This window comes from Kribbella sp. NPDC004536, assembly GCF_042873835.1.
Lineage (GTDB): Bacteria > Actinomycetota > Actinomycetes > Propionibacteriales > Kribbellaceae > Kribbella.
On the sequence record NZ_JBIALY010000001.1, the window covers coordinates 2,728,222 to 2,743,540 of the forward strand.

The window sequence follows — 15,319 nt, forward strand, 5'->3', positions numbered from 1 at the left end:
GGCTAGTTTTGCACCTTGGTGGGAACGTTCTTGAGGAGTAGCGCGAGGACCAGCGTGACCGCGAAGAGCACGGCGGCCTCTCCGGCGACCCCGGTCCACTGCGCCCGGCTCCACGCCGTACCGGCAAGTCCTCCGAACACAGATGAGCCCAGGTAGAACGAGAACAGGTACATGCTCGACGCCTGGCCGGTCCCGACTCCGCTCGCATGTGCCCGTGCCGGCACCCACCCGCTGGCAACGCCGTGCACCGCGAAGAAGCCCGCCGTCATCACAGCCAGCCCTATGACGATCAGCGGCAGCGGGGCCGCCAGGGTGATCGCCACGCCGGCCAGCGTGATCAAGCAGCCGACAGGGACCACCTTGCGCCGTCCGTACCGGTCGGCGAGTGTCCCCGCGGTAGCGGACCCGGCTGACCCGAGCAGGTAGACGCAGAACACCAGCCCGGCGGCGCCGGCACTCAGCTCGTACGGTGAACCCGACAGCCGGAAGACCGCGCCGTTGTAGACGGCGACGAACGCCCCCACACCGGTCGCCGCAATCCCGTACAGCGCCAGCAATGCCGGATCCCGCAGTACCTTGCTGGAGAACAGCCGCGCCGGATTGCGGCGGAAGTTCCGCGACGCCGGCAGCAGTACCCAGACGACTGCCGCGCACAGCACGCCGACGACGGCGATACCGCCGGTCGCGAAGCGCCAGCCGCCGACGTCCGACAACGCTCCTGCGATCAGGCGGCCCGCCATACCGCCAACCGCCGTACCGGCGATGTAGAGGCCGCTCGCTCGTGCGTGGCTCTCCTGGTGCACCTCTTCGCGTAGGTAGGCCATGGCGACTGCGGGCAGCCCGGCCATCGCGATGCCCTGCAGACCTCTTAGGGCAAGCAGGGTGTGCCAGGTCGGGGCGAAGGCGCTGAGCAGGGCGAAGAGAGACGTCGCGGCCACCGACCAGCGCATCAGGTTGGTGCGGCCGAGAACCTCTGACGCCGGACCGGCGACCAGCAACGCCAGACCGAGGCCGAACGTGGCGAACGACACGCTGAACGCGCTCTGGCTGGGGGAGACGTGGAAGGCGGTGACCAGCTGCGGGAGCAGCGGCTGGGTGCTGTAGAGCAGGGCGAACGTCGCGAGCCCGGCCGCGAAGAGTGCGACGGACAGCTTGCGGTACTCCGGGTCGCCGGGCAGGTACCCGGTCTGGCGTGCGACGGACTGGTGCATGTCTTCGACGGTCGCACTGTTCGAGCGATACGTAAAATGTCGATCTCAGCGGAAATCGATACGATTTCAGTATGCATGTCGAGGATCTGCGGTGGTTCGTGGTGCTGGCCGAGACCGAGCACCTGACCGAGGCGGCGACCGCGCTCGGTACCAGCCAGCCGAATCTGACCCGGTCGCTGCAGCGCGTCGAGCGGGCGTTCGGGGTGCCGTTGTTCGAACGGGAGAGGCGCGGTGTACGGCTGAATCCGTACGGGCGGCTCGTGCTGGAGGCGGCGCGTGCCGGTACGGCTGCCGTCGACACCGCCAAGCGGCGGATCGACGCGTTGCTGGATCCTGAGTCGGGGACGGTCCGGCTCGCCTTCCTGCACTCGGTGGCGACGAGCCTGATGCCGGATCTGCTGAAGGCGTTCCGGGCGGCGGCGCCGCGGGTGGAGTTCGAACTCCGGCAGGAACCGGCGCACGACATCGTCCAGGACCTCGAGAGCGGCGAGGCCGAGATCGCGATCGTCGCGCCGCGGCCCGACCCGGCGCGCTTCGGCTGGCACCTGCTGGAGCGGCAGCGGCTGTGCCTGCACGTTCCGCCCGGTCATCCGCTCGCCTCGCGGCGGCGGGTGGAGCTGGAGGCGGCGCGGGACGAGCCGTTCGTCGGGCTGCAGCCGGGGTTCGGGTTCCAGCGGGTCACGGACCGGTTGTGCCGCGAGGCCGGGTTCACGCCGCAGTTGGCGTTCGAGGCGACGGACCTCGCGACGATCGACAGCCTGGTCGGCGCGGGCCTCGGGGTGGCGATCCTGCCGGCCGGTGCGGTCCGCGGGAACGACAGTGGCGCGGTCTCGGTTCCGTTGGCCGGCGTACAGGCGCAGCGGGAGATCGGGATGTCGTGGCGGCTGAGTACGCCGCTGTCGCCCGCCGCGGAGCGGTTCCGGACGTTCTTCCGGTCCCGCCCGGTGACGACCGGTTGACCGGTCGGGCATCCACTTCCGTAGCGTTCGTCCCATTTTCATGGTGTCGACTTGCAGTCGGAGGGTAGTTCGCCGCACCCTTTCCTCCGTGGGGAAGCGTCTGGGAGGATTCCGGCCGAGTCGCCGGCTGCTGTTCGCGGCCGGGACGGCGGCGGCTGCGTCGACGGTTGCGGCGAGTACCGCTGAGGCGACGTCCGGCGCTGCCGTCATCTCCGCCGGTGCCTACGGGTCCGGCGTGCTGAGCGCCTGGGAGGGCTTCGCCCGCGCGATCTCGAACGAGGCACAGATCCGGCGCACCCGGGAGACCGACGGAGTCTTCATGTTCGGCGACAGCATCGCCGTCCAGGACGGACCCGCGCTGGCCCGGCAGCTGTCCCAGCTCGGGATCAACATCGCCGTCCACAACTGGGCCGGGCGGCCGGCGACGCCTGCCGTCGACGCGCTGGACACCTGGGCGCAGGAGTACGGCCTGCCGCACCGGATCCTGATGTCGGTCGGTTCCAACGACATCTTCGCGCCGCCCGCGGTCGCGGCACAGATCGACCGGACGATGCAGATCGCCGGCGACGACCGGACCGTGTACTGGGTGAACGTCCAGGCTGCCCGGACCGGGCTCGGTCCGGACATCAAGGTCGCCGACCAACGCAACAGCGCCTGGATCAACCTGCAGCTCGCCGACGCGGCGCGCCGCTACGACAACCTGCGGATCGTGCACTGGGCCGAGCACCTGGCCTCCAGCCCGAACCGGCTGGCCCGCCTGCTCCGCGACGGCCTGCACCCGTCGAAGCCCCTCGGGCAGAACGCCCGCAACGGCCTGATCGTCTCCGCGATCAAGGCCGGCTGAGTACGGCGGTCGCCCGCCGCACCCAGCCGATCTCGTTCAGAACCCTGCGGTGATCCGGGTGAAGTCCCAGTCGCCCTGCGCGATACCGCTGCAGTTGGACACCACACCGCCGCCGGCGCAACCGCGGTCGCGGTTCACCGACCAGAACGCCAGCCGGCCGAGCCCGTTGCTCTTCGCCCAGTTGGTGATGTTCTGCCAGGTCGCGGTGGTGGTCATCTCCTGCTGATCGGACAGACCGTTCATCCCGGAGATGCCCTGGTGCGCGTAGGCCTGCGCGGTGGTCCAGCCGAAGGTTGACTTCAGCTTGTTGTTCAGGCCCTGCTCAGCGGCCACCGTGTCGTTGTAGATGTTCGAGCTGCCGAAGTCGAACGGCATCAGCGTGAACACGTCGATGTTCGCGCCGAGCGCCTTCGACTGGTCGATCAGCCGGTTGCCGTAGTACGTCGGGCCGGTCGTCGACGTACCGAACGTGACGATCGTCTTGATGCCCGGGTTGTTCTGCTTGACGATCTTCAGCGCGGTCAGGATCCGGTCCTGCACGGCCTCGTTCTCGAACTCGTCGGAGTTCTCGATGTCGATGTCGATCGCCTTCAGGCCGTACGCGTTGATCACCTGCTGGTACGCGCCGGCGAGCGCTTCCGGCGTACTGCAGTTCGGGCCGAGCTTGTTACCGCTCCAGCCGCCGAACGACGGTACGACGTCACCGCCGGCCGCGCGGATCGCCGCGATCGCGTTGGCGTCGGCACTGCCCTGCAGCGGCCGGCTGCCGTCCCAGGCCGGGTTGCAACCACCGGACGACAGTACGAACGCCATGGTGAACGCCCTGATACCGGTCGCGTTCATCACGGTCGCCGGGCTTGGCGGGTCACCCCAACCCATGTACAGGTACGGCGCGGCCTGCGGAGATCCGGTGTTGCCGCCACCGGCGCCGGTCGTCACGGAGACGCTGTTGCTCTTCGCGCCTTCGCCGGCGCTGTTGGACGCGCTGACCTGGTAGGTGTACGACGTGTTCGCCGTCAGGCCGGAGTCTGTGTAGGACGTGCCGGTCGGCGTACCGACCTTCGTACCGTTGCGGTAGACGCTGTAGCTGGTTGCACCGGATACGGCCGACCAGTTGAGGTTTACCGACGTACCCGATGCCGTGCCGGAGAGCCCGGTGGGCGCACCGGGAACGGTGCCGCCACCGCCACCCGAGCACGAGCCGCCGTTCAAGCGGCACGCGGCGAGGCCGGGGAAGTTGCCGGGGCTGCCGTTGAAGCCGAAGCTCGCGGTAGCGCCGGGTGCGAGCGGTCCGGCCCAGCTGGGCGGCGTGAAGGTGTGCGTCTGTCCGCTGCTGGTGTGGTTGGCGTCCCAGGTGCTGGTGACGGTGTAGCCGGACGGGAAATCCAGGGCGACAGACCAGGTGCTGAGAGAGCTGGTGGTGCCGTTGGTGATGGTCACCTTGCCCTCGAAGCCGGTACCCCAGTCCTGCGTCTTGGTGAACGTTGCGGTGACTCCTGCCGCGCTGGCCGCCTGTGCGGTCAGCAAGGCGACGACCACCGCGGTGATGGCTGCTATCGCCAGAGAGATGCGTTTCATGGTGCTCCGATCAGTGGGCGGTTACGTGATCAGACCCGTCCCCAGAGTGCGGGGACGTTCGGTGGCTCCCAGCCGACCAGGGAGGTGTGCCCCTGGATGCACTTGTAGGTGACACCGTCGTACGTCACGAGCGCACCGGTCGCGTACGCCGTGTTCGGCGCCCACGGGGTGGCCGTCGGAGGCGTCGGCGTGGGAGTCGGGGTGGGCGTTGGTGTCGGTGTCGGTGTCGGCGTGGGTGTCGGCGTGGGTGTCGGCGTCGGCGTCGGCGTGGGAGTTGGCGTCGGGCCGGAGCAGCCTGCGGTGCTTGCGTTGACGGAATCGACCACGTTGTTGAAGAGCGTGACGCCCGTGTCCAGCGCCTCGAGCGAATACATCATCGCGCCGGCCAGGCCGTTGCAGTGCTGGTAGTCAGCCTTCGCCTTGATCGACTGAGCGTTGTCACCCGACCAGAACGTGCCGTTGCTGTAGAACCAACTGGACTGCGTTGTCGTGTCGAAGTGCGTGGCCGACGGGTTGTCCACGAAGCCCGTGAGTTCCTTGTAGAACGACACACCCGGCACGTTTCCACTCAGCGCATGCCCGTCAGCCGGACCGGTAGCGGACTGGTACTTACCGTTGTCGGTGGCCGGCACACCCTTCCATCCCCTGTAGTAGAAGGGATATCCGATGCTCAGCTTGTTCGCCGGGAACCCGCCGGGGATGCCGTACGCCGGGTCTCCTGTCGTCCACGCCTTGACCGCGGAGTCGATCGAGTACTTGCCCTGGCCGGGCGGGATCGGGTTGCTCGGGTCGTTCGGCGCCGTGTACAGCGGGTCCTGGAAGTTCGTCGGCCCGGTGGCTTCCCAGCCGCCGTGCATGTCGTACGTCATCACGTTGTTGTAGTCGAGGTACTGCCCGATCTTGTTGGTCTCGATCGTGGCGATCTTGTCCTGGCCGGCCGGCGTCGCCGCGGTCAGGTAGTACTTCTTCCCGGTCTGGCTGCCGTACGCGTTGAGCTGCGCGCGGAACTCGGCCAGCAACAACGTGAAGTTCTGCTTGTCGGCGGCGCTGTAGTGGTTGCCGACATGGCCGTTCGGCGAGCCCGGGTACTCCCAGTCGATGTCGACACCGTCGAAGATGCCGGCCCCGGACCCCGCGCCGCCGAAGCCGTCGACGACCGGTAGGTCACCCTTCAGGAACATGTTGACGCAGGAGCTGACGAAGGCCTTCCGGGACGCGTCGGTGGCCGCTGCGTCGGAGAAGTACTTCGAGTAGGTCCAGCCGCCGATCGAGATCAGGATCTTGAGGTTGGGGTACTTCGCCTTGAGCTTCTTGAGCTGGTTGAAGTTCCCCTGGATCGGCTGGTTCCAGACGTCGCCGACACCGTCGACGCTGATGTCCGCGCTGTACGACTTGCCGTAGTCGGCGAACGCGTCACCGGCGCCGTCGCCGGCGTTGGGGTTGCTCTCGTCCTGCGAGGCGGCCTTGTTGGCCTCGAAGCAGGTGTGGCCGGCCGGATCGATGTTGGCGAAGGCGTAGTTCAGGAAGTCCAGCTTAGCGGCCGCGCCGGTGGTGATCAGGTTCTTCGGGTAGAAGCCGTTGGCGTAGATCCCCCACTGGGTGAAGTACGCCGTCTTGACGCCACCGCTGGTCGCCTGTGGCGCCGCGGTGGCTGCGTTGGCCGCCGTGGTGTCCGGGGTCGCGAGAGAGACGCCGGCGGCGGTGATCAGGGCGGTGACCGCGACGGTGGCGGTGGCTGCGAGCGTGCGCAATCGACTCATCAGGTTCCTCCGGAGCGATGGGACGGAAGCGGTCCGGTGAAATTTAGTTAAAGACGCTTCGAAAGGAACGGTAACCGTTCGCGTCGGGTTGGTCGCCGGCTCGTGGTGGCGGGTTCCCGCTGCTGACGGAAACCCGACAACCCTTTGTCCACAGGGATTCGATGCCGTGTCCGGGAACCCCCGAAAACCGGCATGTTCTAGGCATGGACACGAACCCGCCAAGCCCATCGGTGCTGATGGCAACTACCGACGAAACCCTGCTCGACGACTTCCTCCGGCTCGCCGCGGCCGCCTCCGTCACACCGCACGTCGAGAACACTCTGACCAACCTGCGCCGGCAGTGGCACCGGGGTTCGCTGGTCGTGATCGGACGCGACCTGGCCGAGCCCCTCGCATTGCTACAACCCGCCCATCGTCCGGGCGTCGTCGTGGTCGGCTCGGCCGCGGACGGCGACGACCTCTACCGATCCGCCTTCGACATCGGCGCCGACCTGGTCTGCCGGCTGCCCGCCGACGAGCCGTTGCTGGCCGGCCAGTTGGCCGACGCCCTCGACGGCGGCACCCGCACCGCCGTCACGCTGGCGTTCGTCGGCGGCTGCGGGGGAGCGGGCTCGACCACCCTGGCCGCCGCGGTTGCGCTGCTCGGCAACCGCTGGGGCTTCCGGACCATGTTGATCGACGGCGATCCGCTCGGCGGCGGCATCGAGCTTGCCCTCGGCATCGAACGCGATCCGGGCGACCGCTGGCCCAAGCTCCTGAACGCCTCCGGTCGCGTCAGCGCCGCGGCGCTCCGGTCCGCACTGCCCTCGGTCGACGGCCTCACTGTGCTTTCGTGGGATCGGTCCGACGTCACGGTCCTGCCACCGGACACGATGGGCTCGGTGATCGGCGCCGCCCAGCGCAGTACGGATCTGGTCGTCCTCGACCTGCCGAGACGCGCCGATCCCGCCGTCGAGGAAGGCTTCGTCCGCGCCACAGCGACACTCCTCGTCGTCCCGTGCGACGTCCGTTCGGTAGCCGCCGCCAAACGCTTCTCCGGCCCGCTCCGCTCCGTAGCCGGCGACGTCCGCGTCGTAGCCCGCGCCTCCCGCCCCGGCCTGTCACCCACCGACGTAGCCACCCACCTCTCCTTGCCCCTAGCAACAAAACTGGGCCTCGACCCCAAAATCCCCCCAGCAATGGACGCCGGACGCCTAACCCCCCACCCCCGAAGCCCCCTAACCCGCGCCGCCACCAACTTCCTCACCCTCTTCACCCCCACCCACCCCACCTAACCCCCGCCCCCACCCGCAGCCGACCCAACCCCCACCGCCCTCCCACCAACCTGCGCGCCGTTCACGCAGCCGACCTAACCCCCGCCGCCCTCCCACCAACCTGCGCGCCGTTCACGCAGCCGACCTAACCCCCGCCGCCCTCCCTACCAACCTGCGCTCCTTTCACGCACCCCACCTGACCCGGCCGCCATCCCCACCGACTTCCCGGCTCTTCACGCAGCCAGCCTGACCTCGCGGCGCACCCCCCGACCTCTTCGTCGGCGCAGCGCCACGTGGACCCGCCGCCCTCGCCACCGCCCTTCTCGCCCTTCACGCAGCCAGCTGACCCCGGCCGCGCTCCCCACCCGACCTGCTCGCCCTCACGCAGCCACCCGACCCTCGTCGCGCGCCCCACAGAACCCCACCGTGCACCCCACCGGCCTCTTCGTTCGCCCGCCCCACATGGACCCCGCCGCACTCGCCACCGATCTCCCCGTCCCCCCGGAGCCACATGACCACCGCCGCAGTTCCCACCGACCTCCTCGCCCGTTCGGAGGCCACGTGAGCACAGCCGTAGTCCCCGCCGACCTCCTCGACCGCGTTCGCGGCACCCTCGCCCTGACCGGCGCCGAGCCGACACCTGTGCATGTCGCCGCAGCTCTCCGCGCCGACGGCACGATCTGCGGCGACGCCATGGTCCTGGCCGTCGTCAGCGCCCTCCGCCGCGAAGCTCTCGGCGCCGGCCCACTCGACAGCCTCCTCGGCGAGCCCGGCATCACCGACATCCTGGTCAACGGCCCGGACGAGGTCTACATCGACCGCGGCCAGGGCCTGGAGTTCATCGCGATCCGCACCGGCGACGAACAAGCCGTACGCCGCCTGGCGGTCCGCCTCGCCGCCGCAGCAGGCCGCCGCCTCGATGACTCCACGCCGTACGTCGACGTCCGCCTCTCCGACGGCACCCGCTTCCACGCAGTCCTTGCCCCGATCGCCGCGCCCGGCACCTGCCTGTCCCTGCGCGTTCCCTCCCGCAAGGTCTTCACCCTCGACGACCTCATCACCGCCGGCGCACTACCACCAGCCGGCGCCGAGATCCTCCGCAACCTGCTCGACTCCCGCCTGGCCTTCCTGATCAGCGGCGGCACCGGCACCGGCAAGACCACGCTGCTCAATTCCCTGCTCTCGTTGACGAATCCCGCCGAACGCCTCGTCCTCGTCGAAGACGCCGGCGAACTCCGCCCCGACCACCCGCACGTCGTCCGCCTAGAAGCCCGCCCACCCAACATCGAAGGCGCAGGCGAGATTTCCCTCCGCGACCTGGTCCGCCAAGCCCTCCGCATGCGCCCCGACCGCCTGGTCGTCGGCGAGGTCCGAGGCGCCGAGGTCGTAGACCTTCTAACCGCGTTGAACACCGGCCACGAAGGAGGCTGCGGCACCATCCACGCCAACTCAGCCGCCGACGTCCCCACCCGCCTCGAAGCCCTCGGCGCACTTGCAGGCCTGTCCCAGTCCGCGATCCACAGCCAAGCCGCCTCAGCCCTACACGCCGTCATCCACCTCACCCGCGCCCCGTCAGGCCAACGCCGAGTAGCCGAAATCCACACCCTCAGCAAATCCCCAGGCGCACCCCTGACCACCCACCCCGCAGTCACCTTCCACCCCAACAACACCCACACCGTCCACCCCGCCGCCCACCTCTTCACCACAACCCCGTGACCACCCCGCAACAACCACCCACGTCTTCACGAGAAACCCCATGACTGCCCTCGCACAACAGCCGCCCACGTCCTCGAGACAACGCCATGACCACTCCCTCAGCAGCCGCCCGTCTCTTCACGAGAACCGATGACGACCTCCGCGACAGCCGCCCGTCTCTTCACGAGAACCCCATGACCGCTCCCACAACAGCGGCTCACGTCTTCACGACAACGCCATGACCGCTCCCGCCGCAGGCGCCCTCCTGACACTTCTGACAACCACCCTCGCCCTGCCCCCGCCGCCCGGCCTCCATCGCCTGACGAATCCCCGACCCGACAAGCCTCTCCGGCCGGCTCGCCGTGAACTGCCCAGCCGACACCTACGCCCCCGATCAACCCGAATCTGGCTCCTCGTCCTCCCAACCGCCGTAGTCACAGTGATCCTCGGCACCCAAGCCCTCGTCTCGTTCCTCGCGACCACCGCCGTACTGGCTCTCGTCGCCACCCAACGAGCCCACTACCACCGGGAGAAGACCACCACAGCCCGCCGTACGAACATCATCGAAGCCCTGGACGTCCTGGCCGCAGACCTCTCCGCCGGCCGCCCACCGATCGCAGCCCTGGAAGGCGCCGCCTCCATCAGCCCCGACTTCCAACCAGTCCACGCCGCGGCCAAACTCGGCGCCGACGTCCCCGCTGCCCTGACCCGCGCTTCCGCCACTCCGGGCGCCGCAAGCCTCCGTGCCCTCGCCGCCGCATGGCGAGTCACCGAACAGTCCGGCGCCACCTTCGCGACCCTCACCGAACGCCTGGCTGACGCACTAAGAGCCGACGAATCCATCCACCGCCAAACCGAAGCCAGCCTGGCAGGCGCCCGCTCCACGGCACGAATCCTCGCCGTCCTCCCCGCCGCCGGCATCGCCCTCGGCTACGCCCTAGGCGCCCACCCCCTGACGTTCCTGACCGCCACCCCACCCGGCTGGCTCTGCCTGACCACAGGCCTTGCCCTAACCGCCGTAGGCCTCCACTGGACCACCCGAATAGCCACCCCCAGAAGCTGATTCCCATGCCCCCAGTCCTGAGCGCCGCAGCCGTTGCCATAGGCACCTACCTCGTGCTGCCGGCCCGACCTAACCTCCGCCGCCTGACTCCACCTCGTCCACGAACCACCCCCAGACCACCGCGCTCCCACCGCCTGGCCGCAACCGCGATCGCCCTAGCCATGCTGGTACTCGTCGGCCTCCCCTGGGGCGTACTTCCAGCCGCGATCGCGTACGTCACCATCCCGCGAGCGATCTCCCGCCTCGAACCAGCCGCCACCAAGCAGCGCAACCTCCGAATCGCGCGCGACCTACCCCTGGCCATAGACCTCCTGACCGCATGCCTACGAGCCGGCCGCCCACCCCAACACGCTCTTCAGTTGGTAGCCGAAGCCCTACCCGGGCCCCTGGCCGACCTCTTCACCAAGATCGCCCACCACCTGTCCCTGGGCGCCGACCCAACCAAGGCCTGGGCCCTGCTGGACACCGAACCGGCCTGCAAACCCATGGCCAGAGCGATCGCCCGCTCGCTCCGCTCCGGCGCCCCACTCACCAAAACTCTCGAACATCTCGCCGACGAAACCCGGCGTACCCATCACCACACCGCAGACCAGCAAGCCCGAGCCGCCGAGACCAAAGCCGCCCTCCCGCTCGGCCTCTGCTTCCTTCCCGCCTTCGTCGTTCTGTCGATCGTCCCCACCATTACCGACGCCCTGATCCCTTACCTACCCCACCCCTGACCAGGAGCCCTCATGCGCAACCGAGAAGCCGCCACACCCCGCAAGCGCCAGACACAACGAGGCGCCATCACAGCCGAGTACGCGATCATCATCGTCGGAGCATGCGCCCTCGGCGGCGTGCTGGTAGCCCTCCTCAGATCGCCCGCGATGCAAACCGCCCTCAAAGCAATCATCAACTACGCCCTGAAACTAGCCGGCGTAGAAGGCGTCCACCTATAACCCAGCCATCCCGCCCACCCCGACCGGAGTTGGCTACCCGCCCCCAACCCGCCGAGCCGCTCACGACTACCCGACGCGCCCGGGCATGCCAGACCCGACGCGTTCGCCAGCGCCGGACCCGCGCGCTTGCCAGGCTCGACCCGCGCGCTCGCCCGGGTCTGACCCGACGGGATCGCCAACGCCTGACCCGACGCGCTCGCTCGCCTTCGACCTGACGCGCCGGTCCAGCCTCTGATCCGACGCGCCGCCCACCCCACGATCCGGCGGCCGACCTGCGTCCCTCCGCGGCCGGCCGCCACCCAAGGACACCAATGCCCACTCACCCCGCAACCATCTTCTTGGTCCCCGCGCCTCCGCCGGCCTCACGACCCACCCCCGCACCTGACGCCGCCCTCGCAACCCGGGCCGACCCTGCTCACTGCTCAACCCGGGCTGAGGAGGCTGAGCGGTCAGCTCGGGCGGACTGTGCTGATCGCTCAACCGGGGCCGAGCGCACTCACCAGCCAACTCGGGCCGATCGTGGTCGGCGGTCGACTCGGGCCGACTGCGGTCGGCGTGGTCGGTGTCGGGGGCGTGAGGTTGGTGGGGTGACGCTTGAGATGGCGCTTGCTCTGCCGGTGTTGATTTCGCTTCTGTTGCTGGGGATCTGGGTCATCAGCCTCGTTGTACTGAACATCCGCTGTATCGACGCTGCCCGGGACGTAGCGCGCGCAGTCGCCCGGGGTGAGCCTCTCGATCAAGCGCAAGCGATCGGCCACCGCACGGTCCCCACCGCCACCATCACCATTACCCGCGACCAATCGGACGTCCACGTGACGGTGACGACCACGCCCACCCACCTCCCGCCACTCCTCACCTCCATCGCTCCGACCAACCTCACCGCAACCGCCACCCTGCAAGCCGAACCGGAAACCTCATGAGCCCAACCGACCTCGCCGCGACCCAACACCCGCCAACCACCGGAGCCTCCTCCAACCGAAGCCATTCCGAGCGTGGCAGCGCGACGCTTCATGTGATGTTCGCGTGCGTCATCCTCTTCACGGCCCTCACCATCGCAATCCTCTGGGCAGCAATCTCCACCGCCCGCCACAAGGTCACCGCCGCAGCCGACCTCACCGCATTGAGTGCCGCCAACTCCTTAGTCGCCAACGACGAGCCAGACGAATTGCCTGCAGCAACTCCCGGCGGACCCGCACGGCTGACGTCGGCGCGAACTGCATCGCCGTGTGTGGCAGCAGCACGAACGGCAGCAGCCAACGACGTTCAGCTCACGTCCTGCGAGGTGACTTCCACCGCAGTAACTGTGGAGGTCTCGCTTCAGCTGGAGCTGCGACGAGCTCGTCCAACGCTGACTGCGAGCGCTCGAGCGGGCCCTGTGTGAGGCTGCATCGTCAGCCATCTCGCGAGCCGAGTACTGCTGTGGTCGCGATCTGGTCGCAATCTGATAGAGATGCCGCGTTGATGTGGACGGCGTCCGCGGGTGCGTTCCATGATCGGGAACCGAGTACTGCTCATCTCCCGGACGTACTTCCCCGGCGCCCGGACGGTTACCTCGGAGGCTCGCTTGCCCGACCCGATTCGGCTGCTGCTGGTCGATGACCAGATTCTCAGTCGAGGCCTGCTTCGCAGCGGTCTGGAGCGTGAGCGCGATCTGAAGATCGTTGCCGAGCTCAACCGATCCGACGACGTCGTGGGTGCCGCCAAACGGCACCGGGCGAACGTCGCGCTGCTGGACGCCGGCGGTCCGGGCAACGACAGCATCACCGTCACCACCGAGCTGCGTACGTCGATGCCGGAGTGCCGGGTCGTCATGCTCACCACGTACGGCCGCCCGGTGCACATGCGCCGCGGGCTCGACGCCGGGGCGAAGGGGTTCGCGTTGAAGGGGAGCCCGGCGCCGCAGTTGGCTGATGCGGTACGCCGGGTACACCTCGGGCTGCGGGTCGTCGACGCCAACCTCGCCGCCGAGAACCTGAGGTACTCCGAGACTCCGCTCGACGAGGACGAGACCGACACGCTTCGGGCCGCCCGCAACGGCGGTTCCGTCGCACTGATGGCACGGAAGCTCGACGTCTCGGAGCGCGTGGTCCGTACGCGTCTCTGGTCAGCGATCGGCAAGACCGGCGCCCGTACTCGCTCCGATGCAGTGCAGATCGCCGAACAGAACGGCTGGCTCCTCGACTGACAGCCTCGGCCGATCGGCGCTCAGGAACTGGGCGGCGGTGTCGGCCGGTTTGCTCGTCGAGGGTGGAGACTGGGGCGATGGATGCCGGGCGTGGTCGGGTGGTCGTGGTTGATGCGGCGAACGTTGTTGGGTCGAGGCCGGACGGGTGGTGGCGGGATCGGGTGGGGGCGGCGCGGCGGTTGCTGGTTCGGCTTGCCGCGTTGGCGGAACGGTTGCCTGACACCGACGTAATCGTGGTGCTCGAGGGCGCCGCCTGCCGAGCCGTGTCGGGCGAGGACGCGCCGGACACAGGTGCGGTCCGGGTGGTCCTCGCACCAGGCTCCGGCGACGACACCATCGTGAACGTAACCACCGAAGTAGCTGCCCAACCGCACCGTCCCGAGATCACAGTGGTCACCGCAGACCGCGGCCTACGCGAACGCCTGACCCCCACCGGCGCCACCCCCACCGGCCCCCGCTGGCTCCTGGACCAACTCGACGCCCTACCCCCGCCTCGAACCACCTAACACCCACCGACCATGGGCTGGATGTATGTGCCGAACGGGCCTGGGGTGGCTGGCCCGGCCGGCGGAGGTTGGCTGGGTTAGGTGCAGGTGGAGAGGAACTCGCCTGTGTGGGTGATTAGGAGGTGGGGGCCGGGGGTGGCGGGGAGGTGGGTTTGCGCGGTGGTGACGGGGTGGCGGGTGCCGTCGGGGGAGATGACGAGGGTGTTGGGTGCGTCGATGGCGATCAGTTCGTCCTCTACGCGGAGGAGGACAGGAGCGTTGTAGGACCAGGAGAGGGCGGTTCGGCCGGCGGCTAGGGCTTCTAGGGTGGCGGCGGTTAGTTCGGTGGGGCTTTCGGCTGAGGCGTCAACTGCGATCCAGGTGGTGGGGGTGCCGGGTGGGGTGATGGAGGTTGGGTTGTGCCAGTCGCTGCCGCCGATCGGGATGGTGCCCTCGAGGTCCCACGCGTCCCACCAGGCGATCGGGCCGCCCCAGGTGTGGTCCAGCCAGGACGAGTGCCAGATTTCGGCCAACAAAGGGTGTTCGGGGAGCGGGTGGCGCCACGAGCAGTCGCCGCCCAGCGGGTGGTTGATCGAGAGCAGGCCGCCGCGGTCCGCGACCTCCGAGACCCAGGTGGCGGCGGGACGGCGGAAGTCGACGAAGCCGATCTCGCCGAACGCGTTGGCGTGGCCGGTGTCGGTCGTGACCTCCTGACCGGGGATCAGGCCGATGCCGAAGCGGTTGCCGAGCGCCGGGAGTTCGGCGTGGTGGGCGACGGTGTTGTGGTCGGTGACGGCGAGTACGTCGAGGCCTGCGGAGACGCCGAGGGCGGCGAGGTTGGCGATCGGGGTGGAGCCGTCCGAGTGCAGCGAGTGCGCGTGGAAGTCGCCGGCGATCCACTTGAGCCCGCGTGAGGCAGGCAGCGTACGGCGTGGTGGCCGCGGGGGTACGGCGATGGCAGCCGTTGCATCCAAGTACTCCTGCAGGCCGGGGATCGTCTCCACCGGACCGGTGACAGCCTCGACCAGAAGTTCGACGCCCTCGACGGGTATCCGGTGGAGCCCGAGCACGATCCACCACGTTCCGGGTTCGAGTTCGCCGGGGACGTAGCCGGGCGTGGCGGCGTCGGGGGTGATGGCGAACGTACGGCGCGCGCCGCCGGACCAGCCGCGCCAGCCGGCGGCGCCTTCGCACCCGATGTCGATGACGGCGCCGTCGACCGGTGGGACTGTCAGCGTGACAAGGAGCCCGGGGCAGTCTGCGGGGATGTCCACCGGCAGTGAATGCCAGACAGACTCGGCACGATCATCTAGCGTCCAGCGCCGCCGGTAGGACGTGACTGCCATCA

The 15,319-nt window shown here is 68.9% G+C and carries 14 protein-coding genes; 10 read left to right on the forward strand and 4 right to left on the reverse strand.

The features are described from left to right. Positions 1-2 precede the first annotated feature (2 nt). The gene (locus ACFYRU_RS13655) at positions 3-1,211 is read right to left on the reverse strand and encodes an MFS transporter (protein ID WP_387657318.1); all 1,209 of its coding nucleotides are present in this window, start codon (positions 1,209-1,211) and stop codon (positions 3-5) included. A 71-nt stretch (positions 1,212-1,282) separates the two neighbouring features. Here ACFYRU_RS13655 and ACFYRU_RS13660 point away from each other — a divergent pair, with 71 nt between their 5' ends. Both ACFYRU_RS13660 and ACFYRU_RS13665 read left to right on the forward strand, forming a co-directional pair. After that, positions 1,283-2,170 (forward strand): LysR family transcriptional regulator, encoded by an 888-nt coding sequence (locus ACFYRU_RS13660; RefSeq protein ID WP_387657320.1) that lies wholly within the window; start codon positions 1,283-1,285, stop codon positions 2,168-2,170. A gap of 88 nt (positions 2,171-2,258) precedes the next feature. After that, positions 2,259-3,014, forward strand: a complete 756-nt coding sequence (locus tag ACFYRU_RS13665; protein WP_387657323.1) for a hypothetical protein — start codon at positions 2,259-2,261, stop codon at positions 3,012-3,014. 36 nt (positions 3,015-3,050) lie between these two features. On the opposite strand, the gene ACFYRU_RS13670 is transcribed toward ACFYRU_RS13665, so the two are convergent. Next, positions 3,051-4,592: a cellulose binding domain-containing protein gene (locus ACFYRU_RS13670; RefSeq protein ID WP_387657326.1), complete on the reverse strand. Its 1,542-nt coding sequence runs from the start codon at positions 4,590-4,592 to the stop codon at positions 3,051-3,053. 29 nt (positions 4,593-4,621) lie between these two features. After that, positions 4,622-6,352: a glycosyl hydrolase family 18 protein gene (locus tag ACFYRU_RS13675; RefSeq protein WP_387657329.1), complete on the reverse strand. Its 1,731-nt coding sequence runs from the start codon at positions 6,350-6,352 to the stop codon at positions 4,622-4,624. Between the two features lie 203 nt (positions 6,353-6,555). On the opposite strand from ACFYRU_RS13675, the gene ssd reads away from it, so the two are divergent. The 8 genes from ssd (at position 6,556) to ACFYRU_RS13715 (ending at position 13,992) form a co-directional block, all read left to right on the forward strand. Next, positions 6,556-7,626 carry a septum site-determining protein Ssd gene (ssd, locus tag ACFYRU_RS13680; protein WP_387657332.1) on the forward strand — a complete coding sequence of 357 codons (1,071 nt, stop codon included), beginning with the start codon at positions 6,556-6,558 and terminating at the stop codon, positions 7,624-7,626. A gap of 540 nt (positions 7,627-8,166) precedes the next feature. Then, positions 8,167-9,321, forward strand: coding sequence for a TadA family conjugal transfer-associated ATPase (locus tag ACFYRU_RS13685; protein WP_387657335.1), 1,155 nt, complete (start codon positions 8,167-8,169; stop codon positions 9,319-9,321). Between the two features lie 418 nt (positions 9,322-9,739). Then, positions 9,740-10,363, forward strand: coding sequence for a type II secretion system F family protein (locus ACFYRU_RS13690; protein ID WP_387657337.1), 624 nt, complete (start codon positions 9,740-9,742; stop codon positions 10,361-10,363). 5 nt (positions 10,364-10,368) lie between these two features. After that, a complete protein-coding gene (locus ACFYRU_RS13695) occupies positions 10,369-11,082 on the forward strand; it encodes a type II secretion system F family protein (protein ID WP_387657340.1) in 714 nt (237 codons plus the stop codon). Between the two features lie 12 nt (positions 11,083-11,094). Beyond that, positions 11,095-11,301, forward strand: a complete 207-nt coding sequence (locus tag ACFYRU_RS13700; RefSeq protein WP_387657343.1) for a DUF4244 domain-containing protein — start codon at positions 11,095-11,097, stop codon at positions 11,299-11,301. 587 nt (positions 11,302-11,888) lie between these two features. Continuing rightward, positions 11,889-12,221 carry a TadE family type IV pilus minor pilin gene (locus ACFYRU_RS13705; protein WP_387657346.1) on the forward strand — a complete coding sequence of 111 codons (333 nt, stop codon included), beginning with the start codon at positions 11,889-11,891 and terminating at the stop codon, positions 12,219-12,221. A 644-nt stretch (positions 12,222-12,865) separates the two neighbouring features. After that, positions 12,866-13,486 (forward strand): response regulator, encoded by a 621-nt coding sequence (locus tag ACFYRU_RS13710; protein WP_387658120.1) that lies wholly within the window; start codon positions 12,866-12,868, stop codon positions 13,484-13,486. Positions 13,487-13,563: 77 nt separating this feature from the next. Next, a complete protein-coding gene (locus ACFYRU_RS13715) occupies positions 13,564-13,992 on the forward strand; it encodes a hypothetical protein (protein ID WP_387657349.1) in 429 nt (142 codons plus the stop codon). 77 nt (positions 13,993-14,069) lie between these two features. Here the strand turns inward: ACFYRU_RS13715 and ACFYRU_RS13720 are convergent, their stop codons facing one another. Then, a complete protein-coding gene (locus ACFYRU_RS13720; RefSeq protein ID WP_387657351.1) occupies positions 14,070-15,317 on the reverse strand; it encodes a CehA/McbA family metallohydrolase in 1,248 nt (415 codons plus the stop codon). Positions 15,318-15,319: the final 2 nt, after the last annotated feature.